The 26273-nt window shown below is 58.0% G+C and carries 18 protein-coding genes, 3 tRNA genes and 1 pseudogene; 5 read left to right on the top strand and 17 right to left on the bottom strand.

The genetic code is table 11. The features are described from left to right. Window positions 1-53 precede the first annotated feature (53 nt). Both clpA and clpS read right to left on the bottom strand, forming a co-directional pair. On the bottom strand, window positions 54-2306 hold the full coding sequence (gene clpA / locus ACW5XD_RS08000; RefSeq protein WP_043556842.1) for an ATP-dependent Clp protease ATP-binding subunit ClpA: 2253 nt from the start codon (window positions 2304-2306) through the stop codon (window positions 54-56). A 60-nt stretch (window positions 2307-2366) separates the two neighbouring features. Further along, a complete protein-coding gene (gene clpS, locus ACW5XD_RS07995; RefSeq protein WP_005310725.1) occupies window positions 2367-2684 on the bottom strand; it encodes an ATP-dependent Clp protease adapter ClpS in 318 nt (105 codons plus the stop codon). Between the two features lie 229 nt (window positions 2685-2913). Between clpS and cspD the strand changes: the two genes are divergently transcribed. Further along, a complete protein-coding gene (cspD, locus tag ACW5XD_RS07990) occupies window positions 2914-3132 on the top strand; it encodes a cold shock-like protein CspD (protein WP_005300025.1) in 219 nt (72 codons plus the stop codon). 122 nt (window positions 3133-3254) lie between these two features. Here the strand turns inward: cspD and folD are convergent, their stop codons facing one another. Beyond that, window positions 3255-4109: a bifunctional methylenetetrahydrofolate dehydrogenase/methenyltetrahydrofolate cyclohydrolase FolD gene (gene folD, locus ACW5XD_RS07985; RefSeq protein ID WP_456494424.1), complete on the bottom strand. Its 855-nt coding sequence runs from the start codon at window positions 4107-4109 to the stop codon at window positions 3255-3257. A 203-nt stretch (window positions 4110-4312) separates the two neighbouring features. Here folD and ACW5XD_RS07980 point away from each other — a divergent pair. The 4 genes and pseudogenes from ACW5XD_RS07980 to ACW5XD_RS07965 form a co-directional block, all read left to right on the top strand. Next, window positions 4313-4389, top strand: a tRNA-Pro gene (locus ACW5XD_RS07980). Between the two features lie 37 nt (window positions 4390-4426). Further along, window positions 4427-4503: transfer RNA gene (locus ACW5XD_RS07975), tRNA-Arg, on the top strand. 52 nt (window positions 4504-4555) lie between these two features. After that, window positions 4556-4631 (top strand) — tRNA-His (locus ACW5XD_RS07970). Between the two features lie 51 nt (window positions 4632-4682). Next, window positions 4683-4942 (top strand): annotated as a pseudogene (locus tag ACW5XD_RS07965) (IS481 family transposase); the annotation flags it as partial. A 51-nt stretch (window positions 4943-4993) separates the two neighbouring features. On the opposite strand, the gene ACW5XD_RS07960 reads toward ACW5XD_RS07965, so the two are convergent. The 14 genes from ACW5XD_RS07960 to tagH form a co-directional block, all read right to left on the bottom strand. Next, the gene (locus ACW5XD_RS07960; RefSeq protein ID WP_456494423.1) at window positions 4994-5923 is read right to left on the bottom strand and encodes a hypothetical protein; all 930 of its coding nucleotides are present in this window, start codon (window positions 5921-5923) and stop codon (window positions 4994-4996) included. Then, the gene (locus tag ACW5XD_RS07955) at window positions 5898-8480 is read right to left on the bottom strand and encodes a glycoside hydrolase family 19 protein (protein WP_456494422.1); all 2583 of its coding nucleotides are present in this window, start codon (window positions 8478-8480) and stop codon (window positions 5898-5900) included. The genes ACW5XD_RS07960 and ACW5XD_RS07955 overlap by 26 nt, the downstream gene beginning before the upstream one ends. A 9-nt stretch (window positions 8481-8489) precedes the next feature. Further along, a complete protein-coding gene (gene tssI, locus ACW5XD_RS07950) occupies window positions 8490-10535 on the bottom strand; it encodes a type VI secretion system tip protein TssI/VgrG (RefSeq protein WP_456494421.1) in 2046 nt (681 codons plus the stop codon). Between the two features lie 11 nt (window positions 10536-10546). Further along, window positions 10547-10834, bottom strand: a complete 288-nt coding sequence (locus tag ACW5XD_RS07945; protein ID WP_456494420.1) for a type VI secretion system PAAR protein — start codon at window positions 10832-10834, stop codon at window positions 10547-10549. Between the two features lie 291 nt (window positions 10835-11125). Continuing rightward, window positions 11126-12556, bottom strand: coding sequence for a VasL domain-containing protein (locus tag ACW5XD_RS07940; RefSeq protein WP_456494419.1), 1431 nt, complete (start codon window positions 12554-12556; stop codon window positions 11126-11128). Window positions 12557-12600: 44 nt separating this feature from the next. After that, a complete protein-coding gene (gene tssM / locus ACW5XD_RS07935) occupies window positions 12601-16086 on the bottom strand; it encodes a type VI secretion system membrane subunit TssM (RefSeq protein WP_456494418.1) in 3486 nt (1161 codons plus the stop codon). A 41-nt stretch (window positions 16087-16127) separates the two neighbouring features. Beyond that, window positions 16128-17555, bottom strand: a complete 1428-nt coding sequence (tssA, locus tag ACW5XD_RS07930; RefSeq protein WP_456494417.1) for a type VI secretion system protein TssA — start codon at window positions 17553-17555, stop codon at window positions 16128-16130. Window positions 17556-17563: 8 nt separating this feature from the next. Further along, complete coding sequence (vasI, locus tag ACW5XD_RS07925; protein WP_456494416.1) at window positions 17564-18169, bottom strand: type VI secretion system-associated protein VasI; 606 nt, start codon at window positions 18167-18169, stop codon at window positions 17564-17566. After that, window positions 18169-19707: a sigma-54 interaction domain-containing protein gene (locus ACW5XD_RS07920; protein WP_456494415.1), complete on the bottom strand. Its 1539-nt coding sequence runs from the start codon at window positions 19705-19707 to the stop codon at window positions 18169-18171. Before ACW5XD_RS07920 ends, vasI begins: the two co-directional genes overlap by 1 nt. A 2-nt stretch (window positions 19708-19709) precedes the next feature. Then, the gene (tssH, locus tag ACW5XD_RS07915; protein WP_456494414.1) at window positions 19710-22352 is read right to left on the bottom strand and encodes a type VI secretion system ATPase TssH; all 2643 of its coding nucleotides are present in this window, start codon (window positions 22350-22352) and stop codon (window positions 19710-19712) included. A 21-nt stretch (window positions 22353-22373) separates the two neighbouring features. Further along, window positions 22374-23153, bottom strand: coding sequence for a type IVB secretion system protein IcmH/DotU (gene icmH / locus ACW5XD_RS07910; RefSeq protein WP_456494413.1), 780 nt, complete (start codon window positions 23151-23153; stop codon window positions 22374-22376). A 22-nt stretch (window positions 23154-23175) separates the two neighbouring features. Continuing rightward, complete coding sequence (gene tssK / locus ACW5XD_RS07905; protein ID WP_456494412.1) at window positions 23176-24510, bottom strand: type VI secretion system baseplate subunit TssK; 1335 nt, start codon at window positions 24508-24510, stop codon at window positions 23176-23178. A gap of 2 nt (window positions 24511-24512) precedes the next feature. Beyond that, window positions 24513-25028, bottom strand: a complete 516-nt coding sequence (gene tssJ, locus ACW5XD_RS07900; RefSeq protein WP_456494411.1) for a type VI secretion system lipoprotein TssJ — start codon at window positions 25026-25028, stop codon at window positions 24513-24515. Continuing rightward, window positions 25028-26266, bottom strand: a complete 1239-nt coding sequence (gene tagH, locus ACW5XD_RS07895) for a type VI secretion system-associated FHA domain protein TagH (RefSeq protein WP_456494410.1) — start codon at window positions 26264-26266, stop codon at window positions 25028-25030. Before tagH ends, tssJ begins: the two co-directional genes overlap by 1 nt. Window positions 26267-26273: the final 7 nt, after the last annotated feature.

The following is a 26273-nucleotide window of genomic DNA, read 5'->3' as shown; positions in this document are numbered from 1 at the left end:
AAAAACCCCAACCTCTCGGTTGGGGTTTTTTGTCGCTTTCTAACTATCGGTGCTTAGTGGGAGACAGCTTCAATATTGACCTGAAAATCAAAGCTGAGGCTGTCATTTACCAACTCAACCTTCACTACCCCCCCATCAACCAGTGATCCGAACAGGATCTCATTGGCCAAGGGTTTCTTGAGGTGTTCCTGGATGACCCGTCCCATGGGTCTGGCCCCCATGGCCCTGTCATATCCCTTCTCGGCCAACCAGTGGCGGACACCCTCGGACACTTCAAGAGACACTCCCTTGGCATCCAGTTGTACCTGCAACTCGACAATGAACTTGTCGACCACCTGATGGATCACCGTCATGTCCAGATGGTTGAACCAGATGGTGTGATCGAGCCGGTTGCGGAATTCCGGGCTGAACGTCTTGTTGATCACCGCCATGGCATCGTGGCTCATGTCTTGCTGCTGGAAGCCGATGGACTTGCGCTGGGTCTCCTGCACACCGGCGTTGGTGGTCATCACCAGGATCACGTTGCGAAAATCCGCCTTGCGCCCGTTGTTATCCGTCAGGGTCCCGTTGTCCATCACCTGCAGCAACAGGTTGAACACATCAGGGTGCGCCTTCTCGATCTCGTCCAGCAACACCACTGAGTGCGGATGCTTGAGCACTGAATCGGTCAACAAGCCGCCCTGTTCAAAGCCGACATAACCGGGAGGTGCCCCAATCAAACGTGAGACTGTGTGTCGCTCCATATACTCGGACATATCAAAACGCAGCACTTCCACCCCGAGCGCCTTGCCAAGCTGCTGGGTGACTTCTGTCTTGCCCACCCCGGTCGGGCCGGCAAACAGGAAGCAACCCACAGGGCGGCGCTCATTGCCAAGACCTGAACGTGACAAGCGGATGGAATCGGTCAGCACAGAAATTGCCTTATCCTGGCCAAACACCACCATCTTGAGGTTGCGCTCCAGGTTCTTCAGCACTTCCTTGTCGGAGGAAGAGACTGACTTCTCCGGGATGCGGGCTATCTTGGCGACGATGGCTTCGATTTCCGGCACATTGATCACTTTCTTGCGCTTGCTCACCGGCAGCAGCCGCTGCCCTGCCCCCGCCTCGTCGATCACGTCGATGGCCTTGTCAGGCAGATGACGGTCATTGATGTACTTGGCCGACAGCTCGACCGCAGCCCGGATCGCCTTGACGGTGTAACGCACGCCATGGTGCGATTCGTAGCGGCTCTTGAGCCCCATCAGGATGCGAGTGGTATCATCCACACTTGGCTCGACGATATCGATCTTCTGGAATCGGCGGGCCAAAGCGCGGTCTTTCTCGAAGATCTGGGAATACTCCTGGTAAGTCGTCGACCCGACACAGCGCAGCAAACCATTGGAAAGTAACGGCTTGATGAGGTTGGCCGCATCCAGCTGGCCACCTGAGGCGGCGCCGGCCCCTATGATGGTGTGGATCTCGTCGATGAACAAAATGGCCCCTTCCTGGCGCTCAATCTGTTTGAGCAATACCTTGAGGCGCTTCTCGAAGTCACCACGGTATTTGGTGCCCGCCAGCAGAGAGCCCATGTCGAGTGAATAGATGGTGCTGCCAGCAATCACCTCGGGAACATCCCCCTTGACGATACGATAGGCCAGCCCCTCGGCGATAGCGGTCTTGCCTACACCAGCCTCACCTACCAGCAGCGGGTTGTTCTTGCGACGACGGCACAGTACCTGAATGGTACGACTCAGCTCCTGGTCGCGGCCAATGAGCGGGTCGATACGTCCTTCCAGCACCAGCTGGTTCAGGTTGGTCGCAAAGCTCTCAATCTGGGCGGCAGAGACATCGTCATCAGACTCGGCGTTGTTACCGCTGTTATCCGGCTTGCTGTCTTTACGCACCCCGTGGGAGAGAAAATTGACCACATCCAGCCGGCTTATCTCGGCTTTCTTCAGGAAATAGGCAGCTTGAGACTCCTGCTCGCTGAAGATGGCGACCAGCACGTTGGCGCCACTGACTTCGGTGTTGCCAGAAGACTGGACATGGAACACGGCACGCTGCAGCACCCGCTGAAAGCCAAGCGTGGGCTGGGTTTCGCGATCTTCATCATCGCGGGGAATAAGCGGGGTTGTTTGACTGATGAATGCGCTGATCTCTTTGCGCATCAGTTCCACATCAGCACCACATGAACTCAGCGCCTCATGGGCTGAGCTGTTATCCAACAGGGCTAACAACAGGTGCTCGACGGTCATGAATTCGTGGCGCTCGTCACGGGCCAGTTTGAAAGCCTCGTTCAGCGTCTTTTCTAGATCTTTATTCAACATAGGCACCTCCCCTCAGTACAGCAACAATGTGGTGTCGTCATCGCCATCAAGTCATCAGATTCAAGCCTTTTCCATGGTACACAGCAGTGGATGTTCGTTGTTACGTGAATAGGTGTTGACCTGGACCACTTTGGTTTCGGCAATCTCGGCGGTGAAAGTGCCACAGACCCCCTTACCACTATAATGCACACTCAGCATCACCTGAGTGGCCTTGTCCAAATCCATACCAAAGAACTTTTGCAGCACCTCCACCACAAACTCCATCGGTGTGTAGTCATCGTTGTTCAGGACGACCTTGTACATGGGTGGCGGTTGCAGCTTCGTTTTCTCTGCTTGTGCAATCTCTTCATTAGCAAAGAGTTCTTTCTGCTTGCTCATAATCGCGCTTCGGTACCTCTAGATTACTACCGTCTAACACAAGATTGTCAATAGACTTGTTAACCAGATCACATCAGTTGTTAACAACTCCTTGACTCGCTCAAAAGTTAGACTAAATTGGTTACTTGCTAATCGGCGCCCGTCTGCTATGGGCATATGCTACTAGTTATAAAGGGCTGGCGCAGGTTACTCAACGACTTCAGGGTAATCAATAAAAGGATGTAGATGTATGGCAACCGGAACAGTCAAGTGGTTTAACAACGCAAAAGGATTTGGGTTTATCTGTCCGGAAGGGGGTGGTGAAGATATCTTCGCCCACTACTCCACGATACAAATGGAAGGTTACAAGACCTTGAAAGCAGGTCAGGCAGTCAACTTCGAACTGCAGCAGGGGCCGAAAGGAAATCACGCCTCTGTCATCGTGCCAAACGAAGCACAGAACATGTAAGAGTCGAACTGGATAAATAAAAAACCCGGCTAACCGCAAGGTCGCCGGGTTTTTTATTGCAGTGCGCTATTGCACGCGTGAAGCTTGTCAGACACAGGCTTCACCAGCCAGTGCAGCAGGGGTTAGTCGTGGTAGTCCTGACAGGCACTCAGGGTGTTTTCCATCAGGCTCGCCACCGTCATGGGACCAACGCCCCCCGGAACCGGTGTGATGAAGGCGGCGTGATTACGTGCCGTCTCGAACTCCACATCCCCCACCAGAGAACCGTCGGCCAGACGATTGATGCCCACGTCGATCACCAGAGCCCCCGGCTTGACCCACTCCCCCGGAATGAAATTCGGCTTGCCTACCGCCACGACCAGCAAGTCGGCACGACGCACCTGATCTTCCAGATCCTGAGTGAAGCGGTGACAGGTCGTCGTGGTACAACCGGCAAGCAGCAACTCCAGCGTCATCGGCCGGCCGACGATATTGGATGCCCCGACCACCACAGCATGCAGACCGTGCGTTTTTACACCGGTTGCTTCAATCAGCGTCATGATGCCTTTGGGCGTACAGGGGCGCAGCGCCGGAATACGTTGCGCCAGACGGCCCACGTTGTACGGGTGGAAGCCATCCACATCCTTGTCGGGACGAATACGCTCCAGCACCTGAGTCGTATCACAATGGGCCGGCAGCGGCAGTTGCACCAGAATGCCGTCTACGTCCGCATCATCATTGAGCCGATCGATCAGGGCCAGCAGCTCTTCCTGGCTCGCCGTCGCGCTCAGATCGTAAGAGCGGGAGATAAACCCCACCTCTTCACAGGCGCGGCGCTTGCTGCCGACATAGACCTGAGACGCCGGATCCACCCCGACCAGGATCACCGCCAGACCTGGCGCCCGCTTCCCTTGTGCCAACCGCTGTTGGACTTGCGCTGCGACCTGATTGCGAATCGTTTGCGCAACCTGTTTTCCATCAATGATTTTGGCAGACATCGTTCTTCACTCACCATGTGTTCAACTGCCGCGCATTGTCGCATTTTTTTGGCGCGGGTGTTAGCAGCGCTCACTGGGCGGGCAATAAGTAGGCACTTGAATTTACTAGCGGAAAAATACGTTGACGCTGCCTTTCCCGCTTGGGTATGATGCCCGCCCGTTGCCCAGTACCGCCGCTATCGGTATGCTGGACAAGAAATTTTCGGTGATTAGCGCAGTCCGGTAGCGCATCTGGTTTGGGACCAGAGGGTCAAAGGTTCGAATCCTTTATCACCGACCAAGTTCATCGATGAGCCACCTTGGCTGATCGATACAGAGCGCCCTTAGCTCAGTCGGATAGAGCAACGGCCTTCTAAGCCGTGGGTCGCAGGTTCGAATCCTGCAGGGCGCACCATTAATGAATCCTCTCTCCCTAGGATGGATAGTATTAATGGAAATTTTCAGTGGTGGCTGTAGCTCAGTTGGTAGAGTCCCGGATTGTGATTCCGGTTGTCGTGGGTTCGAGCCCCATCAGCCACCCCATTTCCTGTCTTCAAAAATACCCTATTTAAATCCAGTAGAAATAAATTACCTCCTTTCTTCGAAGCTCATCAGACACAGGTCTATACCATCCTGTCGGACAGTGGGCATGAGTTCTGCGAATGTCCTGACCATCATCCCTACGAGCAGATCCTGCAACTGCTGGAGCGACTTGAGCATCGGACAACCAAAGCTGCAGACCGCATAGCAACAGCAACGGCCTCATCAGGGCCGAACGATGGAGCATCTCTTACAGTATGCTCAAGAAGGGCTTGGAATTGATATCGAAAGAAGTACTTTCTAAAATGGCGTAAACAAGACACCAGCTTGAGGCCGGTGTCAGATAATACTGCCGTACATAAAAATTACATGCACTCGCCTTTGGCTTGATAATCAATCACTCTCTTCGGTATTCTGCTCTCTTTACCATTGTTCTTCATCAACATAATGTATTTGTTATACGACTCTTTGGCCTCTTTACATTTATAATGTGCAGCTAAATAATCTGCTTTATTTAAATGCGCAACAGCTCTCTCGGGAAACTTACGTAGAATCTCATCCAAAATATACAACGTAACAGGGTTATCTTGAGATGACTCGAAAATATAATATGCAATATTGTTGTATGTCACAACATTATCTTTTGTGATGTTATTTTTTTCGATGAAAAATTCGGCAGATTGGAGGCTCCATGAGATTTTTCCAGATTTTGTCAAAGCCTCTAACTCAGGGAACATAAAATAAGATTTTTTAACTTCATGACATTGTTTGGAAAAATCTTTCTCATCCGGAGAGAGAAGAACCTGCTTGACATCGCTGGAAGAAATGTTCTCAAACGGAATGTATAGGTCTGATTTACAATTCACTTCGCTAAATATTATTCCATCAATGTTATTTGATGTCTCTGCCATGACCTCTGTTAAAAAATATTTACCATTGATTAATGACACTCTATTTTTAATGTACGCACCAAAATTCCCTCCCCTATTAATAATAAAAAATCCTTTCTCATCATCAGGTAGCGATGCAATGTCATCAAAAACAGAATACCCATCAACTGTTAAATTAGAGCCCTTTACAGGAGGCATTCCAGAAGAGCTTATTACATATAATAGCTCTCCATTTTCCTCTGTAATTATTTTATCTCTAACGCCATTTTTATTGATATCTATTGAATAAGATTTACCATCAGTAATTTCAGGTGTCAGTACATTGGAAAACACAGACTGTGACAGCATGAATGATGTAAAAAACCATAAAAAACAACTTTTATTTGCTATTTTTACATTGTTCATACTTAAATATCCCTTTGAGAGCACCAACATATTTCCTTCTCTCCAACAACCCATTTTTCCCACCATTGATAAGGTAGCTAATTACATCGGTATAGTCATCGTCAGCAAGAATTCCCAAATCAAAAGTCCCATATTTTGATTTGGTACCATCACTGAACAAAACAGATATCAATTCTTTTTTTATCAAAATAACATCACTATAACGTGACACTATCGAATCTGATGAAGATGGTTTCCAAGTATCACTGGTACTCAAAACCTTTCCTCTACGCCAGAACCATCCTGCCGAATCGAAACTGATAGCCAAGCTATTACTAACCATATCTATATCAGATAGAATTCCTTTATTACTATAAGCATCATAGAATTTATAATTGCTTCTGTGAGTTAGCTGTAACATACCTCGCCCGACATATGGAGCATAATCTTTTCTTTCAGCATTATATTCAGTTGTTGTCCTGAAACGATCCGTCTCGTGGAATGCTTGAGCTATGAAATGTATCCTTCTTATACACGTAGATATATCATACTTTCTAAAAATAGCATTCATTTCAGCTGTTAAACGTTCATATGTACGATCAGATATATCTAGAGTACATCTCGAATCATTGAATAACTCTTTAGATGGAATCTTATCTACTTGGCGAAGTTTATCTACAATATCCATAACCTCTTGCACGGATATATCCCTTTCACAACTGCACATGCTGTTCACAGAAGGAGTGATAGAGAATGGATATAAATGCCAAATCTCCTTATCCATTCTTAATTTCGTGGCACTCTGCATCCACTCCAGCTTATCGATGCGCTGTTTTTCGTGATCCACTAACTTGTCAAAATCAGGTAGACCAATTGCGGCCATCAACTTTTCCAACCATAGATAACTGCTGGCCGAGGATTTTTCGTACCATTCGCTGGGATGCTTGACGATAAGCTTGTGAAGCTGCTCTGCATTGCTGTTGTTTTGCAGGGCCGCCTGTATCTCTTCACTGCTGAGTTCGCCATTGCTATCCGTATCAAAGCTCTTGACCAGATCGGTAAAAAAGGCTGGAGGTGCATCGGGATCCAGATAGCCGTCGGAACCTGAACCATCGACCTTTTTAAAACCAATCTTCAGCCAGTCATGTTGGCTCAGCAACTCGACTTGCTCTTTCTTGACATATTCCCCTGACGAAACACAGAGCCACTCCTGCTTTGCAGCATCCTTTTCTAGCTTGGGTGACTCAACCAATTCTTCCAGACTCTTGTCATCGGTTGCCACCCAAAGATCTTTATCGTCCTGCTTTTTCTTCTCGTGCAAGACCAGCCCCGCCGGGACCTTGGCATAGGTAGCACCGCCTTTCGTTCCCGCCTTGTTGGCCAGAACATCGTCCAGACGAGGATCCTGAGTAAACACCTCAAGATGGACCTGATGCTTGCTCTTTTTGCCTCCAATCAGAGAGCCCGGCGTTTCCACCAGACCGAGGTAACCTATGGTCTCCCCCGCCGCGATGGCCACGGGGGATGGCAGCACATAGAGCTCACCGAGGTGAGAAGGTGTACGCGCATTCACCTTGATAAATTCATCCTCAACGCATACCCAGGCCATGCCACAGCTACCCGCAGCACCATCGGTACTCGGCATCACATATTTGCATCTCGCCATCTTACGTGCTTTATCACCAATCCAATGGAATTCCAGTTGGTGGGCATCATACTGCACTTTGGTACCCGCAGGCAGTGAGACGCTGCCACTGCCCGCCATCAAGCGACCGCTTTTATCATCCGAGACCGGATCTGCACGCCCGGCCATATTATTCAATAATTCGGCCTCTATCTGATCGAATAGCCAAGTAGGCACATTGGGCTTGATCACCTCGACAGCATCCGGGCTATTGGCGATCCAGACCGAGCTCCCTTCACTGACCAATACGCCCGCCCTCTCGGCCTCTTTCATCTGGGCAGTGGAAAGCTTGCTCTTGATGGTTACCTTGATGAAATCATACTCCTTGCCCCCGACATGCCCCTTTTGGGATGGCACACTGCTGTCCATTTCCAGTTCGGTTTCTTTGGGCAGCGTGAAACGGGGCAAGGCAGCATCGGCACTCTGCTGCTCGGCATCGGGGCTGGCATGGGGAACGGAATTACGTGCATTCCAGCCCTTTTTCAGCACCAGCGTCTCGGCGGTTTGGTACTGATCCCAGGGCAGCAAGTGCATATAGAGGGAATAAAAGGTGAACTCGTTTTTTGCCTTGGTCTCTGCATTGATTTCACAATATTCGTGCCGTACCAGGCAGAAGCAGTTGGAATAACGCAAGGACTCACCCTGAAATTCAGAGGTCAGGTAATCCGTCATCATCCGAAATGCTACCACCTTACCATCTGCAATAGCTCTGACGGGGTATTTGTCCTTGCACCAAGGAGCACTCTGGTCGCTGATATGAATGCCGCCATGCCATTTGTTGTGGTTGCCAAGAAGATAGTGACCGGACTTCTCACCATTGATCAGTGCCGTCAGTGCCTTGACGTCTTTGAACTCTTCCCCTTTGGCAGTGAGGATGGGAAATGCAAACTTCATGCTGTTTCCTTATTCAGAAAAGAGGTAGAACGCGCCTGGCTTCTCTTCTTTCAAGAGTGCCTCCATCGCCTTCTCGGTGGGGATGGCCTTGATGAGCTCAACCAGCTCGGGAGCCTTGACCACTTCTACCCCCTTGGGCACAACGGGGGCCTGACCCGCCCAGCCGGAGCCGGAGCCAGCGCTGCCGCCGGCATTGAGCTTGATGGCGGGGCCCACCAGCTTGATGCCGCTCGGATCGACCTTGACGAAGCTGCCGCCGCCCTTGAGGGTGATTTCAGCCCCGGCTTCCAGCACCAGCTTGTCGCCCACCTTGATATGAACCTCCTGACCAGCTTCCACCAGCAGGGACTGCCCTAGCTTCTGGTGCAGGGAGGCATCGACGGTGAGGGAATAGTCCGCCTTCACCTGGTCGCGCTTCTCGCCTTCCACCGTCAGGTGGTCATTGGCCTTGATGCGAGTCACCCGCTCGTTGTCAATATCGGTGTGCTGGTCATGCTTGATGTGCCAGGCCGCGTCGTTTTCGATAAGTACGTTCAGGTCTTTCTGACCGTGGATGTAAATCTCTTCCTGTCCCGCCTGGTCTTCGAAGCGCAGCTCGTTGAACCCCTCCCCCTGGTGGGTTTCGGTACGCAGCACGGTGCGAGTCTTGTTGGCAGGCAACTCGTACGGTGGCCGGTTGGTGGCATGAAAGGTGCGACCGGTGACAATGGGTTGGTCCGGGTCCCCTTCCAGAAATGAGACGATAACTTCATGGCCGATGCGCGGTATCGCCATCATGCCATACTGGCCACCTGCCCAGCCCTGGCTTACCCGTACCCAGCAGGAGCTCTGGTCGTTGGAGCTGCCGTATCTGTCCCACGGGAACTGCAGTTTCACCCGGCCGTGCTCGTCGCAGTAAATCTCCTCCCCCTCGGGGCCTACCACTATGGCGATTTGCGGGCCATCCACCATCGGTTTGTGAGGGGCTTCCGGGCTGCCGATACGAGCTCGCCAGCTGGTGCTCGCTTTCACCACCCCGAATTCGTTGTGATAGACGGTCGGGCCGCTGCCCCCCTCCTCTTCCAGCGCCTGCGGCTGCAAGCCGGTGTGACTGATGCGCACAATTTGCCAGTCGGTGTTGAGGCTGCCGTTCGGGTGCTCGGTCAGCGAAAAATACTGGCCCGGCAGCAGGGCCGCGCTGTTGGACTTGCCACTGCCCGCCACCGCGTCGTTGCGCAACGCATCGAGCCTGTGCTGGGCAAAGGCCTTGCCGCTGTCATCCTGCTTGTAGCGACCGGGGTAGTCGAAGTGCTGGTAGGTATCGCGCTGGTGCTCAAGCTCCGCCCCCATCTTCTTGTGGGAGAGGCCGTAGGCCGGGGTCTTGAAGCTGTAGTCTTTCAGCTCCACATCGCTGGGGCGCACCGCTTCGCGGTAGTGGAACTGGCGCACATAAGGTCCCTGTTCCAGCGAGCGGTTACCGAGGTTGAAGAAGAGCTCGGGGCCGGCAGTCAGGGCCGCAGCATCGTCGGCAAACACGATGCGGTGCTTGCCCGCGTCGAATTCATGGAAGTAGAAGAGCCCCTCTTCAGCGGCCAGCCGATTGACGAAATCGAGGTCGGTCTCGCGATACTGAACGCAGTATTCCCGCTTGGCGTGCTCGTTTTTCAGCGCAAAGGCGTAATCGGTGATGCCGTGCTCTTGCAGCAGGATGGAGAGGATTTCGTCAGGCTTTTGCGCCTGGAACATGCGGGAGTTTTGGCGAAGGCCCAGTCGCCACAATGCCGGCTGCACCATGAGCTGATAGCGGGTGCGGCGAAAGCCGCTGTCCCTCTGCGCCATATCGCTCACCACCCCGCACACCCGCCGCTGCAGCTCGCCGTTGTACCACACCAAGAGCTCGCACGGCTGGTCCAGCACGGCGCCGAAGTCGACGTCGGGCTCGGGGCTCGCCAATTCCAATCTCAGCTGAAAGGGACCATTCAGCGCCTCTTCCAGCGCAAACTCCGCCACCACGAAGGTGCTCTCGGGCAGCGCCCCTACCTTGACGGTAAATTGTAATCCTGTGCTGTCTGCCATAACGCCTTTCCTTATCCTGCCTGTCCGCTGCCCGAGCCAATCACAACACCACCGCAACCAATGGCAGTACCGGTCACGGCGATGGGCTTGCCGTTGACCAGGACGGAACCTATGCCCCCCGAGATGCTGCGTGGATGGGGAGGATTGTTGGGTTTGTCGTGGGGGGCCAGCGGATCGCCCTGCCGGGCCACCGGCTTGCCGTCGAGAAAGACGTCCGGACTCGCGGCAATCACCGGGGATGGGTGAAATCCCTCGTGGTCGGTGCCCATGTCACCGAGCAATGCAATAGAAGGGCACATATGAATTCTCCGTGTGGGCAAGGGAGCCGCCGTAATGGCTCCCGCCATGGCGCTGGCTCACCATCATGAGCCGGGGCGCAGAAACACCTGAGTTAGCGACCCAGCAGCCTCTATGCCATGGCTGCTTTGCCATTAATCACGTTAAAAATCAGTGAACTATTCTGACAAATCACACAGTTTAACGGCGTTACTGCAAAAAATTGCGCAAAACAGGGCAGACAACACGGCGAACCTTGCCCTGCCAGTCATATTTGCTGTTCCTTGCGCAATCTATTGCTCAAGCCAGTATGTTCAACTGCCGTCAACGCCCTGCTGCAACTGATAGAGCCGGATGTTGAGCACTTTCAGGTCATTTTCCAGGCTTTTCAATTCGGCTGCCGTGATGGGTTCCTGGGAGGCCTTCCTCGCCTCCAGCTCGCCGAGGCGCAGGCTGAACGGAATGTTCTGCATCAGGTTCTTCTGCACCTCGTAGAGCTGGGATTTGAGGTAGGAGATGGTCACCGTCTTGCGCTGACGTTCCAGCTCCAGCAGTTGATCAAGCAAGGCATCTACCCCGGCGCGGGCATCCAGATAGGTGGGCACGCTGATGGCATCTCCCTGCTGACCGGTAAGCGCAGTCTGCCACTGCTTGTCCAGCGCCTTGACCGCCAGCGAGTCGGGATAGAGCATCTGCAGCGAGCTGCGCAGTCCCTCCCCGTAGCGATACCAGTAGAGCGGCGAGGTCTGCTCCAGCCGGGTCAGCTGGCTTTGGTAGCGGGCCACCAGCTCGCTCTCCATGCCCTGCAGGGTCTGCTCCCCCAGCACGATGCGTGCCTGGCGAATGTCGTCATAACTAAGCGCTCTGGGCAGCTCGGCGGCTGGCTGCACCAGGCGCTGGGCCGCCACGGTTTTCTCCTGCTGCTGATGCTGCCAGCCAAACCAGCCCATCACAGGCAGGGCGCAGCTAAGCAGACCGCAGCCAAACCAGAACCAGGCGGGCCGCTGCTTGCGGTGCTGTTCAATCTTGAGCACGGTCGGCTTCATCTGTCCCTTCTCGCGCCCCACCAGAATGCTGCCCTGAGGCAGGTGCGGGGTCGCCGCCGAGGCGGCACTGCCATGGTCGATCTCCATGTCGGACTTGAAGAACACCATGGGCGGGATCTGCAGCTCCTCCTTGAGGCCAGGCTCATCCGAGACAATGACAATCTCGGTCTCATCGAACAGATGGGTGTAGCCCTCGATGAAGTGCACCAGATTCTCGACCCGGGGAATGCGGCTTAAGCCCGCGTTGTGCAACTTCTCGCTGATGAGCTGCAACGCCCGCTCGCAGCGGTAGATCAACCGCTTGTCTTCATGGCTGATCTGGTACTGGCGAATGACATCGCTGATGCGGGCGATGAACCAGTCAAGCATCTCGATGCGGGCCCGTTCCTGATGCACCGGCGGCCAGAAACTCTCCCACTGGGTGACGATCAGGTTGGCGAGAAACTCGCAGCCTTCGGTGAAGCCACTCAGCCCCTGCAGGCGAGAGCGCGCCAAAGTGAAGTAGATGGCGGTTTGCAGATCCACCCCGTGCTTTTCAAAGATGAGGCTGGCGAGCTGATGGATCTTGCGCCAGTCCACCTCGGGGCGGGAGGCGTGGCTGAGCTTGTTGATTTCAGCCCGCAGCGCCTCGTATTCCGGCAGCATCCTGGGGTCACGCCCCACTTTCAGCGCCTGCTGACCTTGTTGATTCTGTGACATATCGGGTTCCAAAATGCGGGGGGCACAAGCTCCCCCCGACATGATCAGTAGAGGGATTCGGGCAATCTGAACTGGCTGAACAGGCCGCCGGTGAAGGGGTTCTGGGCGCTGTCGGTATAGACGCGATAGGTCATGGCCCCCTGATCCACCGGGAAGCGCACATCGAAGGTGGCCTCATTGACCTGGGTCAGCTCTCCCTTGCCCATCAGGCGGAACATGGCCCAGGGACCGACGAATCCTTCGCTACGCGGTGAACGCTCGCGGGCGGCCGGCACCAGGGTGATCTTGCTCTCGGCCCCGTCACGCATGGTGTTGGGCCACACCAGCGGGATCTTGGTGCGACGACCATGGGCATATTCCAACAACTGACCATCCAGGTTCAGCACGCTGCGCCGTTTGTTGGCGGTGAGCTCGATCGGCTCGAGGGCGAACTGCACTTCCAGGTTGCCCTGTTGGCTGAAGAAGATCTGGCGAATGCGAGCGGCTCTGTCCAGCTGTTTGACCAACTCGGCCTGGATCGGCGAGCTGAACTCCCCCTCCATCAGACCGCTCTCCACCATGGGTTTGAGATTGACCTGATAGAAGCTGTCCAGCGTGCCACCCGGCGCAAAGAAGCGTTCCATCTCGGAGAGCGGCACATCCTTGGCTGAGCCCGGATCGAATGGATAGCGGCCGGCCAGCTGGCTGTTGAAGGGGGTGAGCACCTTGTCCTGCCACTCCTGATTGAGGGAGGACATAGCCAAGTCGATCACCAGCCGCGAGCTCTGCTCGGAGAGCTGGCCCACCCAGCGATCCAGCGGAGCGGGCAGGCTGCGGGCATACTGCTGCAGAGCAAATACAGGATCGGCGTACTTGTTGGCCATGCGCAGTTGCACCGCCTTCAGGGCAGACTGACCCGGCTCGGTGGCGTTGACGATGAGCTCCAGGTAGTGTTGCAGCTCCACCAGCTTCTGGTTCACTTCCGAAATGAGCGGCCCCTGCTCGCCACGCCCGGTCAATGCACCATTGGTGGTCATGAAGGGGCGGCCGATGCGGGCGCTGATGGCCTGGGCAGGGTCCCCTTCCACGTCAGAGATCTTGCGAATACGCGTGTTGTCATCCAAAGAAGCCAGCACCCGCTGGAATGGCTGATCGTTGCCTGTGATGGCAGAGAGCACATCCAGCGCCTGTTCAGGGCTCTCCAGGGTCTGCACGTCCAGATTGGCAAGCAGTTTCTGCCACTGGTTGACGTAGTCGGCGACATAACGGTCGTTGACCTGACGGGTGATCTCCTTGCGGTCGGCCTCGCTCAGCTGGCTCAGTTTGCGCTGGCCCAACACCCAGGCATCCATGGCGGTGAGATCGATCAGCGCCTTGTCCTGCTTGAGGAAAAAATCGTTGAACCCGGGCCAGGTCAGCAGCCGCGGCACCTGATCGGCATTGTCGCTGCGCAGGGCAAATACAGTGTCGAAGGTCGGTCCCACCTCATCGCGTACGCTGAGATCCGGCGGCAGCACATCGCCCGCCTTCACTACCAGGTTTTGATAAACCCGCTGATACATGGGCAACTTGCCAAGCTCGCGCTGGGCGCCGTAGATAGGCTCCTTGAACGGTACGAAGGCGGTGATGGCGGCCTGATCCCGGTCAGCCCTTGCACCATACCAGTTGGTGTGGTCGAGGGCATAATCCAGGTGTCCCATCAACTGCTCCTGCACCGCACCTTGCCCAGGGAAAGCCTGCTGCCAACGACTGGCCATGTATTGCATCACCAGCGCCTTGTTGCGACCGGAGGCGTCGTCCAACATCCGCATCACTCGCAGGATGGCAAGCTTTTCCTCACTGCCGGCCGGCGCCTGCTCGAGATCCGCCAGCAGCCCTCGCATCTGGGCCGGCAGGAAGCGCAGGCTCAGCAGTTGCAGATAGGAACCTTCCACATAGGGGCCGATCTCGTCCCCCTGATAGAGCCCCAGATCCGCCAACAGCGGGGTGCGTTCACGGTAGTTGCCAAAGGAGAGGGTCGCCTCGCGGATGAGGTTCAGGCGCGGCAGCTGGCTCACCCCGAAGGCGCGGGCATCAGCCACCTCATTGGTCTCCATGAAGGCTTGCGCCTTGGTCAATACATTGCGGCCAGCCTCTTCATTGACCCGGTAGAAGTAGTGCCAGCCACCGACAAGCGCCGCCGAGAAGAGCGACAGGCAACCGAGACCGATGGCCATGCGGCGACGGCGATAGAGGGTATGCAACCGGTTCTCGCCGGCCAGATGGGCCTCGGGGAAGATGATGGTGGAGAAGAGCTTGCGCACGAAATAGGTGTTGGACTCCCCGCGCAGGGCCGAGTAAATCGGCTCGGGCAGGTTGTAGCGACGCGACGCAGCCTGGGCAAACGCATCAAACGGCACTCCCTGCTGATAGACGGAGCTGACGTAGACTCCGCGCACCAGCAGCGGCTTGCTCTCCTCGATGGCCAGGGTCTCGGCCAGCAGGCTGGTCACGTAGTCTTTGAGGCCTGCCAGCTGGCGCACGAACGAGAACAAGGCGTTGCGCTGGGCGGCATCGAGTCGGGCCAGCATCAGCTCGGGCAGATTCTGGTTGAGGTTGTCCACCCACTTATCCCAGAACAGGGCAAGGTCCTGTTGCCAATCCGCGCCCGGGTTGAAAGTCACCCCCAATACGGCCTCGCGGGCTTCCTTGCCCAGTTGCTCATAGACCACATCAAAACCACGCAGCAGATCGAGCTTGGTGAAAGTAACGTAGAGCGGCAAGCGGGTATTCATGGTGGCCGACACTTCCTGCAGGCGCGAGCGCATCAGCTGGGCATAGGCTTTGCGTTCGGCGACGCTGGCGTGGGATAACCAGGCCAGATCCACGGTCAGCACCAGGCCATTGAGGGGCTGACGACGGCGATGTTCATTGAGCCAGCCAAGCAGATGCAGCCAGAGCCGCTCATGCTTGCGTGCCAGCGGATCCAGTTCAGCTTCGGATTGAGCCAAGAGCACGCCGGCGGGATCCAGCATCACTGCCTGCTCCCCCAGCCAGCAATCGACCAGCTGCTCCTGTGCCACATCCCTGAGTTCGGTGTCGAGTCTGGGGTTGAGCTTGTTGGCCGGGTTGGCTCTGTGGATCAGGCTGCTTTTGCCGCTGCCGGGCAGCCCCAGCACCAGATACCAGGGCATGGCATAGAGCGCCCCCTTGCCCAGATGGGTATTCAACGCCTGCAGCCAGCGATCCAGGAACAGCGTCTGCTTGTCGATGAGCCCCTTGACCGGATCCTGCTCCAGCACCACTTCGTGCTGACGCTCGGCCTTGAGTTGCTGCATCTTGCGCCAGATGCGCCAGGAGAGAACCCCCAGCAGCAGCCAGAGCCAGAGCAGGGTGAACACCACCCTCCCCCACAGCGGCTCGAACGGCTTGACATCACGGATCTCGACACGGGGCCCCAGCCACCACACCAGGATGAGGGCGACGACCCAGAGCACCACACAGAGCAGGGGCCAGGAAGGTTTCAATTTCGGCAGCTGTTGCCGCAGAAAGGTAAAGATGGTTTTGAACATAAAATGTGATCCAACTCCGACTCAATGACTCATTTCGGCACTTATTTCGACAAGGGTGCCGCCTGATTTTCCAGGCGACTGACCAGCCCGGGCTCCCAATGCGACAGCCCCAGGCGACTCGCCTCTTGCCACAAGTGTTGATAGTGCTGGCGCGCAAGCGCCTCCATGCCTTCCTGCGCCAACAGCTCCGCCTGCACCAACTGGGCATGGAAGCGGGCTCTTGGCTCTCTCAACTGCGCCATCCTTTCATCCAGCAGAGTGAGGGCGGCGGCCACCCCCTGCTCCCCATGACGCAAGGCTACTTCTTCGGCCAGGCTGGACTCCCCCTCGCCCCCAACCACCTTGGCGGGCTGCAACCAGCGGCTGCACGCGGGGGGCAGAAACGGGCTGCCATCGCTGAAAGCGAGGTCCCGCAAGGCTGGTAGCCGCTGCAAGAAACCGTCTAGCTCCTGCGCGATGGCCTGGGCCACAGCGCCAAATCCCAGCTTCTGCGCCACTTCGGCCGAGAGGCTATGTCCCTCGAACCAGTAGGGCGCCAGGGTCAGGCTCTGCTCGATGCGCTGCCAGAGCGCCAGATCCGGCACGGCCCGATCCAGTGTGGCCAGGGCGGCGCGGTATTCATCCACCATGTCCGTCGACATGGGGGCCAACTGGGTTTTATGGCCCTGGTCGCTCATGGGAGGCGTGGTGATCCCGGCCCAGATGGCGTGACGGCGCAGGCGATAGCCCACCGCCGCCTCAGGCTGACGCTCAATGAGCAACTCGGCCACCTTGAGCTGGGTCTGTCGCCAGGCCCTGTCATTGGAGCTGTCGATCTCGATGCCCGACCCCTTGGCACTGCCACTGAGCAGCATGGAGCCCGCCATGCTGGCCGCCGTGACCACGGGCCCGCCGCACTCTGGCTTGGCATCCGCCTGGGCTTGTGCCACCTGCTGGCGCTGGGTCCGCTTCAGCCCCATCAACAAGGGATCGAGTAGCTCGCCCTTGTCCGGGCACTGGGCCAGCCAGCACGCCTTCAGCTGCTCGGCCTGGGCCAGCAGCTGGATCAGCTCCGCCGCAGAGGCGCTTTCGCTCACCCGCGGCAGGGCCCCCTCGAAACGCTTGACGATCTGCACCATCAAGCGCTGTTTCTGGCTGGCATTGCCGGGCCAGGCCAGCGGCCAATAAGCCTTGATCCAGGCTTCCAGCAAACTGAGCGCAGCCCCCAGCGGCGTCGCCTTGGCCGGATGTTGCAGGCAGCGCAGCAGCTGGGCCAGCACCCGCATATCCTTGGTACGTGTCTCCAGCAGCGCCAGACATGCCTCGGCCACCGCATTGAGATCGACCTGGCTGTGGGCCAGGGATCCCAGCTTGACCAGCTCGGTTTCCACATAATCCCAGCGCGGCTCATCGGCCAGTACGGCGCCTCTGATCTGCTCATCCGGCAGGCTGGTTAGCAGGCGCTGACACCAGGGGTGTTGATAGCTCATGGCGCCCCCTACCAGCGACACTGCTGGCGCAGCGGAAGCAACGCCTCTTTCAAACCGCTCAGATCGATTCGCAACAGGGCGCCGTTATCGGCCCGTACCTGCAGCTCTCGATGGCCAATCCAGCGCTTGAGCTCCTCGATGGCGGGCAGGCCGCGGCCATATTCGAGCAACAGCCCCTGATCCCGGATAAACCAGTTCTGAGCACTGCTGCTTGGCTGGCCGTCCAGTTCAATCTGGACCTTATCTCCTGCCCAGGGGGTGTCCAGCCGCAGCCGGATATGGGTGATACTGTCGACACACCCGATGGCCAGGGTAGCCCCGCGCAGCGCAGGGCGAGTGAGTGTCTCGCTGCCTCGGCCCTCATCCTGCTGCAACAGGAAAGGAGGGCTGTCTGGTGTGCGAGCCTGTTCTTGTGCCCAAATGGCCTGCCAGGCGGCGGACTTGGGGGCACTCCCCTCGCTCGTCTGAGCCGTGCCATTGCCGATGGCGTCATAACAGGCGAGCCTGATCAGCGGCGAGGGCTCACGGCGGCATGCCTGCCAGCGTGGCATGTCGAGTTGGGCCCCCGCCCCACTGGTGGCCAGCAGCAGCGGCAACAAGCCGAGGATGCTCATCAATTCACCTCCAGTTTCTGGCACTTGTGATCCAAAGTGCGCTTGGGAATATTGAGGCTTTCGGCCACCAGCATGCGGTTGCCCTGGAAGTGGCGCAGGCGCGCCTCGATGACGGATGCCTCGTACTGCTGCATGGCGCGGCGCAGATCCCGAATGTGGTTGTAGTCATCCATGGAACCGGGCAATTCGACGCAGACCCGTTCTTTCAGTTCGGGGGGCAAGGCTTCCAGCACCACCTCTTCCCCTGCTCGGGTGTGGGCACAGGCTACCTCCAGCAGATTGCGCAGCTCGCGCACGTTGCCGGGAAAGTCATAGGTTTGCAGCTGCTTCAAAAACTTGCGCTGCAACCCCGCCAGCGCCTTGCCATCCTGCTGTGCGAACTGGGCAATGAAGTGTTGGCAGAGCAGGGGGACATCCTCGATGTGCTCGCGCAGAGGCGCGATCAGCAACAGGCACTGGCACAGACGGTGGTAAAGGTCGGCACGGAACCCCCCCTCTTCCACATGGCGGGTGAGCGGCTGATGAGTCGCGGCGATGAGGCGAAAATCGGAGTGGTATTCCTGCTCGGCCCCGAGCGGCCGGTAACTGCGAGTTTCAAGCACCCGCAGCAACTTGGCCTGCATGGCGGCGGGCATGTCGCCGACCTCGTCCAGGAAAAGGGTACCGCCATGGGCCTGGGCCACCAGCCCGGTCTTGTTGGAGAGCGCACCAGAGAATGCCCCCTTCTGATAGCCAAACAGCTCGCTCTCGATGAGGTTTTCAGGAATGGCGGCGCAGTTGATGGCCACAAACGGCTTGACCGCGCGATCGGAACACTGGTGCACCAGCCGTGCCACCACCTCCTTGCCGCTGCCAGTCTCCCCCTGGATCAGTACAGTCAGCTTGTGCTGGCCAGCCTGGCTTATCTGTTCGCGCAGCCCGCGGATCACCGCCGACTGGCCGATCAGCTGATCGCCGAGCAGCTTCTCATGCTGACGCAACCGCTCCCCCTCTCCCTTCATCTGACGCAGAGAGTCGCGCAGCACCCCCTGATCCCGCCGACTGCGGCCCAGATCGCGAATGAGGGTGAGCTGGTTGCAGAATACCTGCGACAACTGAGCCAGTTCGGGGCGCTGCGTCCACTCCTGCAATGCATCGCCGCTGTCCATCATGGCCAGCACGGCAAACGGCTTGCCGTTGCCGTCCAACAGCGGAAATGCATGCAAGCCGCACTGCTGACCCAGGTTGGCCAGCAGGGTACGAAACGCGGCGTGCTCGATGCGGGCACCGCCGTGCAGGGAATCCCAAGTACGGGGCAGGGCTTTGTGCAGCACATAGGCAAGCGGGTGGGAAAAATCATCCACCGCCAGCGCCAGTGCCACAGTTTGTCCCTTGACCCAACCGGTGCATTCGAGCTGGCGCCCGCTCACATCCAGCATGCCGAGCAGGATCCCCTTGGGCTGAAAACTGGCATTGAGGGTCGAGATCCACCAGTGACACAGGTGCTGCTCATCGCGCTGCTGCGTCAACGCAAGGGAAAATGCGAGGGCTTGTTCCATGATCAGCCCTCCACCTCGGCCACGAACTGGTGATCACTCACAGAGAAACGCACTCGTTTGATGGGCTCACCGGCCGAGAGACGCTGCAACAGTTGCAGGGAGACAGGCGGCAGCAGGGCGCCGTCGATGACGGATTCCAGCATGCGAGCGCCGTTCTCGCTGCGATTGGCACGACGCAGTATCTCCTCGGCTACCTCGTTTTCCAGCACCACCTCGGCACCGAAGCGCTCCTTGAGCAGCTTGACCAGCCGGTTGAGTTTGCCACCCACGATCTGTACTAGCGTGTCGTGGCCCAGCGGCAGATAGGGGATCACCTCCATCCGTGCCAGCAGCGCCGGTTTGAAGAAGGCGGCGAGCTCGGGATAGAGGGCATCCAGCAGTGCGTCGGGCTGCTCGGCGTGGTCGACTATGGTCTGGAAGCCGAGGTTGGAGGTAAGGAAGAAGACCACGTTCTTGCAGTCGATGATGCGCCCTTCCCCGTCAGCCAGCTCACCCTTGTCGAACGCCTGATAGAAGAGGTTGAGTACATCCGGGTGTGCCTTTTCCACCTCGTCCAGCAGCACCACCGAATAGGGCTTCTGACGAATCGCCTCGGTCAGTACACCTCCTTCGCCAAAGCCGACATAGCCGGGAGGCGAACCGATAAGGCGCGACACCGTGTGCTTTTCCTGATACTCGGACATGTTGATGGTGGTCAGATATTGGCGCCCGCCAAACATCAGCTCGGCAATCTGCAACACGGTTTCGGTCTTGCCGACCCCGCTCGGTCCCACCAGCAGAAAGGCTCCCAGCGGACGACCCGGACGACGCAAGTCGGCGCGGGCGGTCAATAGGTGCTTGTGCAGGTGGGCCACCGCCACATCCTGTCCCTTGATGAGATCTCCGAGGTACTCCGGCAGGCGAGTTACCACATCCAGCTCCCCTTGCGATATGCGATTGAGCGGTACCCCGGTCCACTCGGCGATCACCGCCGCCACCTGGGTCTTGTCAACGTGGGCGGAGACCAGCACTTCCCCCTGCTGAAGAGCGGCCAGCTCGCGCTCAAGCTCCGCAAGCTCCTCGGCGGCAGCTTGTGGATCCAGGGGGGCATCCGCCAGATCCAGCGCCTCTCTGGCCAGCATCTCATCCTGTTGATCGGCCAGCAGGGCGGCGCGCAGCTCGACTATCTGGTGCACCAGCCCCTGCTGTTGGTGCCACTGGGCCTCCTGCTCGGCCAGCGACTCGCGGCAGGTCTGCTGGGCGGACCGTAGTTCGGCAAGGCGATCATCATTGTCACCGAGACCTATCAGGCTCTGTCGTTCCAGCTGGCGGATCTCAAGCTCACGCTGGCGCAACGCGTTTTGCAAATGGCTGACGGCACGCGGCGGCGTGGTGAGGTTGATGGCCACCCGGGCACAGGCGGTATCGAGTACGTCGATCGCCTTGTCCGGCAGCTGACGACCAGAGATATAACGGGCGGAGAGCTGGGCGGCCGCCTGCAGCGCCTCTTCATCGATCAGCACCCCATGGGCCTTCTCGTAGATGCTGCGCAGGCCGCGCAGGATCACGGTAGCCTCTTCGGCATTGGGCTCACCCACCTTCACCAGCTGGAAGCGGCGCGAGAGGGCGGCATCTTTTTCCACATATTTCTTGTACTCACCCCAAGTAGTGGCGGCGATGGTGCGCAGCTCGCCCCGGGCCAATGCCGGCTTGATGAGGTTGGAGACATCCATGCCGCCGGCCTGATTGCCGGCCCCGATCAGGGTGTGGGCCTCATCGATAAAGAGGATGACAGGACGCACCGAATCCTTGACCTCCTGCATCACCCCCTTGAAGCGCTTCTCGAACTCTCCCTTGACCGAAGCGCCGGCCTGCATGGCCCCAAGGTCCAGCGTCATCAGCTCCACCTCGCGCAATTTCTCGGGCACCTGACCCGCTACGATGCGCAGGGCAAGCCCCTCGATGAGGGCACTCTTGCCCACCCCGGCCTCCCCCACGACGATGGGGTTGTTCTTGCGGCGTCGAGAGAGGATGTCGATCATCAGATCGATCTCGTGATCCCGGCAGAGCACGGGATCCAGGCTGGCCTGACGGGCCTGTTCGGTGACGTTGACGGTGAAACGGGCCAGCAGGCTGGCATCGGCCGGCAAAGCGGCCTGGGTGGCAGTCCCGCTGGCAGAGACGGTCACTTGCGTCTCGGCGGACTCCTTGACCCACTCATCGAACTGCTGGCGCAGCAGCTCGCGATTGACGTTGGCCAAAAGCCGCGTCACCGACCCCGGCAGGTAGCGCTGCGGGGTCATCAAGAGCACCAGCAGCATGACGCCGCTGCGCAGCTGGGCGTGTTGCAGCTCGGCCGAAGCCAGCAGCCAGCTGTCTTGCAGCCACTCCACCAGCAGCGGTGAGAAGGAGGGATAGGCCTGGCCATAGCCAGTATCCGCGGCAGAGGGTTGCAGCAGAATGCGAAGATCTTCGACCTCCACCTCGGCCCGCTTCAGGATCTGGCGCACATCGGACAGCGGGGTCTCCAGCATCTTCAGCAGCAGGTGCTCGATGCGGATCTCGGCCCCCTGATGGTTGACACAGAGGGCCGCAGCTTCCTCCAGCATGTGACGACAGATGGGGTTGAGTCTTTCCACCAGTACCGGTAGCTCTATACGAATCAAGGCGTGCTCTCCTTTAAGTATTTATTTTAATAATTCGCCCAGTTGACGCAGCACGTCCTGAGTCTGGTTATTGAGTTGGTAGTGATAGAGGCCAAAGATGATGGCCAGGATCAGGGTCCCGCCCATGAACAGGCTGCGCAGGGAAATCTGCTTGCGCAGCTGATAGCGGGAAGCCTGACGACCGAGGTCGAGGTGAAACACGCAAGGGGCCTCACCGCTCGCCTCGGGAGCAAGCTGCTTGTGCAACTGTTTGACGATGCGCTCGAACTCGCCTTGTCCTTTGCTCATCACCTTGTAGCGACCCTCGAAGCCGAGGCACAGGCACAGATAGATGAACTCCAGGATGTCGCGGTAGCGCACCGGGTCTTCCTGCAGACGGGTAAGCAGTACGAACACCTTCTCGCCGCCCCATGTCTCGTTGTGAAAGCGCGTCAGCAATGAGTGTTCGGACCACTCGCTCTGGCTACCCCAGTCGCGGCCCATCACGGCCTCGTCGATGAAGGTGCAGAGGATGTAGCGAAACGAGAGGACGACACCGTTCTCGTAACCCTGGGCCATCAACTCCTGCTCGATGGCCTGGATCTCGGTCACCACCCGCTGATACAGCTCGGGCACCCTGTCGTAGCGCGACAGCAGGCGCACCCGCTGCACCAGCCCCAACAAGGGGGTCACCGCATCTATCATCGGGTTGATGCTCTGGCCGCGCAGGCGGAACCAGTAGTCCGAATCCATGTCCAGCTGCTCGGCATGATCGAACAGCAGGTCGCTGAGTTGTTCGTTCTTGATAATGTCCGTGGTCATCTCTGCTTATTCCTTGATGCGATCACTGACTGCGAATGGCCCAGAGCTGCATGTCGAGCTCCGGGAAATCGCCAGCGATGTGGAAGGCGAGCGTGTTGCCCACCGCCAGCATCTGCCAGGCCGGGCTTTGCCGATCGAGCTGGAAGTAGCTGTAACCGGCGTGATAGGGCAGCTGACGCGGCGCCACCGGCAGCGGCAACAGCGGAATGCCGGGCAACTGCAGGCTGATGAGCTCGCGGATCTTGTCGCTGGAAGCCACCTTGGTCTGCTGCAGCAACTGCTTGCGCAACTGTTCCTGAGGCATGCGGGCGCGCACCGCCAGCACGAAGTCTGCGCTGACAATCAGTTCGCTCTCGTTGACCATGGCCACCATGATGCCGTACTGATGCTTGCGCAGCTGGATGGAGACGGCGCGCGGCGACAGCACGGTACTGAGCGCCTGACGCAGGGCCAGCATCACAGGCTCGAAGCTCACCTGCTGATCATCGTGACGATAGGCGGGAAACTCAGGCGGCAGACGGGACTCATCGGTAAAGGTCATCAGCTCTCCACAGAGCTGCACCAACGCCTCGTGCAGCCGCTCCGGATGCAGGGTGCCAAGACGCGAGAGGTGCGACAGCTGGGGCTGGGCCCGGTTGAGCAGTTGCAGCATCATGAACTCGGCCACATCCGCAACCCCTTGCTGACCGGGGGCAGCGATACGCTGGGAGAGGCTGCGGGCCCGCTCAGCGACCAGCCCGGCCGACTCACCGAGAAAACGCTTGAGGGTCGGGATGGCAGAGACGCTGATGCTGCAGGGCATGAAGTTGGGATCCAGCACCAGCCCCCCGTCGGGGCGCTTGTCCAAAATGCGGGCAATGGCGAGCGAGGCATAGGCGCTGCGATCTTCACGTTCCAACATCAGCCGCAGGCTGACCCGCCCCACCTCGAGGGAGACCACATCACCCCCTTCACTGTGCAGGTCGCGCACATCGTGGCGATGGGCCTGCAAGCGGGTAGCGACCTGGCCGCCCTGATTGACCTCGCAGACCCCGTTCACCGAGAGCGGCAGCGCCAGATAGACCTTCTGGTTGGCCACCGAGGCATCGGTAATTTCAAGGGGTACCGGCAGCATGTCGTCATTGGGAATATTAAAGACGGTGCCATCGGGCAAAATGCCGGTGGCCCCCACCAGGGCAACACGGCCAAACCCCAGGTAATCCTCGTTGATGGCCAGCGACTGCAAGCCATAGAAATAGTCGGACAGTGCGCTCAGGCGAGCGTGCAGTGCATACTCAGAATGTCTTTGTTGTTGCTGGAAGTGCTGGGGCTTGATAAAGAGCCCTTCACGCCAGATAACCCGATTTCGACTCGACATGGCTATTCTTCTTCTTTTTGCAGTTCCACTTCATCCAGACGCAGATGAACCAGGATTTGATAGGCACCGCCCATGCTCTTGACCTTGATGACCTTGCGCCACTCGGCGCTGTCCGGATCGGCGTAACGTGCGATCACCCCGATGTAACGGGTCTTCTCGTCGAGCTTGATGGGAGGCAGATACTTGAACTGGCCCGGCAGCAGTGTGTAGTCCTGATGGTCGAGGTAGTTCTTGCCAAGGGCCTTCTCCACATCTGCCGTCACCTGGTCGTAATCGGTGGCGAGCAGCTTGGAGTCTTCAGCCAGCACCACCACCTGAAACTCGATCGGCGCAGCTTCCCCGCTCTCGTTGGGGTTGACGTCGGGCTCCGCCAACAGGCTCAACCCCAGCGTGGAAGGCTGGTCGCCATTACTGCCCACCTGAATGTCAGGATCCATGGCCACGTCGGCCATCTTGCCCATGGTGGTACAACCGGCCAGGACCAACAGACAGGCCCCCAGCATCAGCGCACGTATCATCAAATCAGTCCCTGTTGCTGACGCACGGCCTGGTCATATGCCTGGGCATAGACCTGATGGAACAGCTTGTCGAAGCCCTGCTGACGGGCAGAGGTGAGCTCGCGGTAGTAGTGCTGGTACATGTTCCAGGCCCAACCTTCATCAGCCACACCCGGTGCACCGGTACGGCGGTAGTGCTCGAACCGCCCGAGCAGCGCCTCTGGCGAAAACGCCTGCAAGATGCTGTCCAGCGCCGCGCCGATAGCCTGCTGATTTGCCACGTGGTGAATGCGCACATTGCGCAGACTCTCGGCCACCGCCGCCGGCGCAGTCAGATGCACCGGGCTCTTCTGCTCGGCGAACATCACCGCCAGGGTCTCGTCATAGTCGAGACCAAGGCGCAGCGGGTTGTCCTCGATGGGACGCAAATGCTTGTCTGCCAGCGCTGCCTGATCGGTCTGCAACTGCAGCAGCCCTTCCACCATGGCGCGCACTGTTTTGCCCATCTCTTCGAGCATGTCGTGGGCCTGCTGGGTATCCTGCAGTTGCAGGGATTGACCCAGGCCTCGCATCAAGGGGGTCAGAGCCACGTGGTCCACACCCTCCAGCGGAAGCTGGTAGTCGGGATGATTCTCTATGGTGGGCATATCCAGAAATTCTTGGTTCATGGTGTTCTCGACAGCAGAAAAAGGGGCAAGAGGGGAGGCATCCACATCCGGTTGTGAATGCAGTGGTGTCTGCAGGCGAGAGTCCGCCAGCGGAGACGGCACCACTTGCTCTTGCTGCAATGCCAGCAAGGGGTCCGTGGCAAGGGCCTGCGGATCGACCATGGCCTGAGCGCCGTGCTCATCGCTGACCAGCCACTCGTCGAGCTGCTCGGAAGGGCGATTGCCCAGCACCTGCTGCAGGCTCTGCTCGGGGGAAATAGCCCCCAAATAAGCCCGTAGCCGAAACGGGCCGACGATCAGCTCGTCCCCCTGCTCGAGATGCACCTTGCGAGCTCGCCCTATGGGCGAGGTGGCGCCGTTGATATAGGTCTGACCGCTCAGGTCGCACAGGCAAAAGCGACCGTCGTTGAGCTCGATTCTGGCGTGGGCCGGCATCACGGCCCCCAGTCTGTCCCTCAACTGCCAGTCGTCCTGCTCGGAGGACCCGAGGGTGCCTCCTATCTCGTCGAAGCGGTACTGCACCTGCTGGCTGCCGTCGAGCTGCTCGCTGTTGAGCACCACCAGGGAAAGTTGCTGGTTAAAATCGTCCACGTTCACT

This window comes from Aeromonas enterica, assembly GCF_054052465.1.
This window is presented reverse-complemented; position numbering and strand designations above follow the sequence as displayed.

What these genes read in the sequence shown, in the direction of transcription:
- clpA (WP_043556842.1), bottom strand. Translation starts at nt 2,306, where the DNA reads ATGTTGAATAAAGATCTAGAAAAGACGCTGAACGAGGCTTTCAAACTG.
- clpS (WP_005310725.1), bottom strand. Translation starts at nt 2,684, where the DNA reads ATGAGCAAGCAGAAAGAACTCTTTGCTAATGAAGAGATTGCACAAGCA.
- cspD (WP_005300025.1), top strand. Translation starts at nt 2,914, where the DNA reads ATGGCAACCGGAACAGTCAAGTGGTTTAACAACGCAAAAGGATTTGGG.
- folD (WP_456494424.1), bottom strand. Translation starts at nt 4,109, where the DNA reads ATGTCTGCCAAAATCATTGATGGAAAACAGGTTGCGCAAACGATTCGC.
- ACW5XD_RS07960 (WP_456494423.1), bottom strand. Translation starts at nt 5,923, where the DNA reads ATGAACAATGTAAAAATAGCAAATAAAAGTTGTTTTTTATGGTTTTTT.
- ACW5XD_RS07955 (WP_456494422.1), bottom strand. Translation starts at nt 8,480, where the DNA reads ATGAAGTTTGCATTTCCCATCCTCACTGCCAAAGGGGAAGAGTTCAAA.
- tssI (WP_456494421.1), bottom strand. Translation starts at nt 10,535, where the DNA reads ATGGCAGACAGCACAGGATTACAATTTACCGTCAAGGTAGGGGCGCTG.
- ACW5XD_RS07945 (WP_456494420.1), bottom strand. Translation starts at nt 10,834, where the DNA reads ATGTGCCCTTCTATTGCATTGCTCGGTGACATGGGCACCGACCACGAG.
- ACW5XD_RS07940 (WP_456494419.1), bottom strand. Translation starts at nt 12,556, where the DNA reads ATGTCACAGAATCAACAAGGTCAGCAGGCGCTGAAAGTGGGGCGTGAC.
- tssM (WP_456494418.1), bottom strand. Translation starts at nt 16,086, where the DNA reads ATGTTCAAAACCATCTTTACCTTTCTGCGGCAACAGCTGCCGAAATTG.
- tssA (WP_456494417.1), bottom strand. Translation starts at nt 17,555, where the DNA reads ATGAGCTATCAACACCCCTGGTGTCAGCGCCTGCTAACCAGCCTGCCG.
- vasI (WP_456494416.1), bottom strand. Translation starts at nt 18,169, where the DNA reads ATGAGCATCCTCGGCTTGTTGCCGCTGCTGCTGGCCACCAGTGGGGCG.
- ACW5XD_RS07920 (WP_456494415.1), bottom strand. Translation starts at nt 19,707, where the DNA reads ATGGAACAAGCCCTCGCATTTTCCCTTGCGTTGACGCAGCAGCGCGAT.
- icmH (WP_456494413.1), bottom strand. Translation starts at nt 23,153, where the DNA reads ATGACCACGGACATTATCAAGAACGAACAACTCAGCGACCTGCTGTTC.
- tssK (WP_456494412.1), bottom strand. Translation starts at nt 24,510, where the DNA reads ATGTCGAGTCGAAATCGGGTTATCTGGCGTGAAGGGCTCTTTATCAAG.
- tssJ (WP_456494411.1), bottom strand. Translation starts at nt 25,028, where the DNA reads ATGATACGTGCGCTGATGCTGGGGGCCTGTCTGTTGGTCCTGGCCGGT.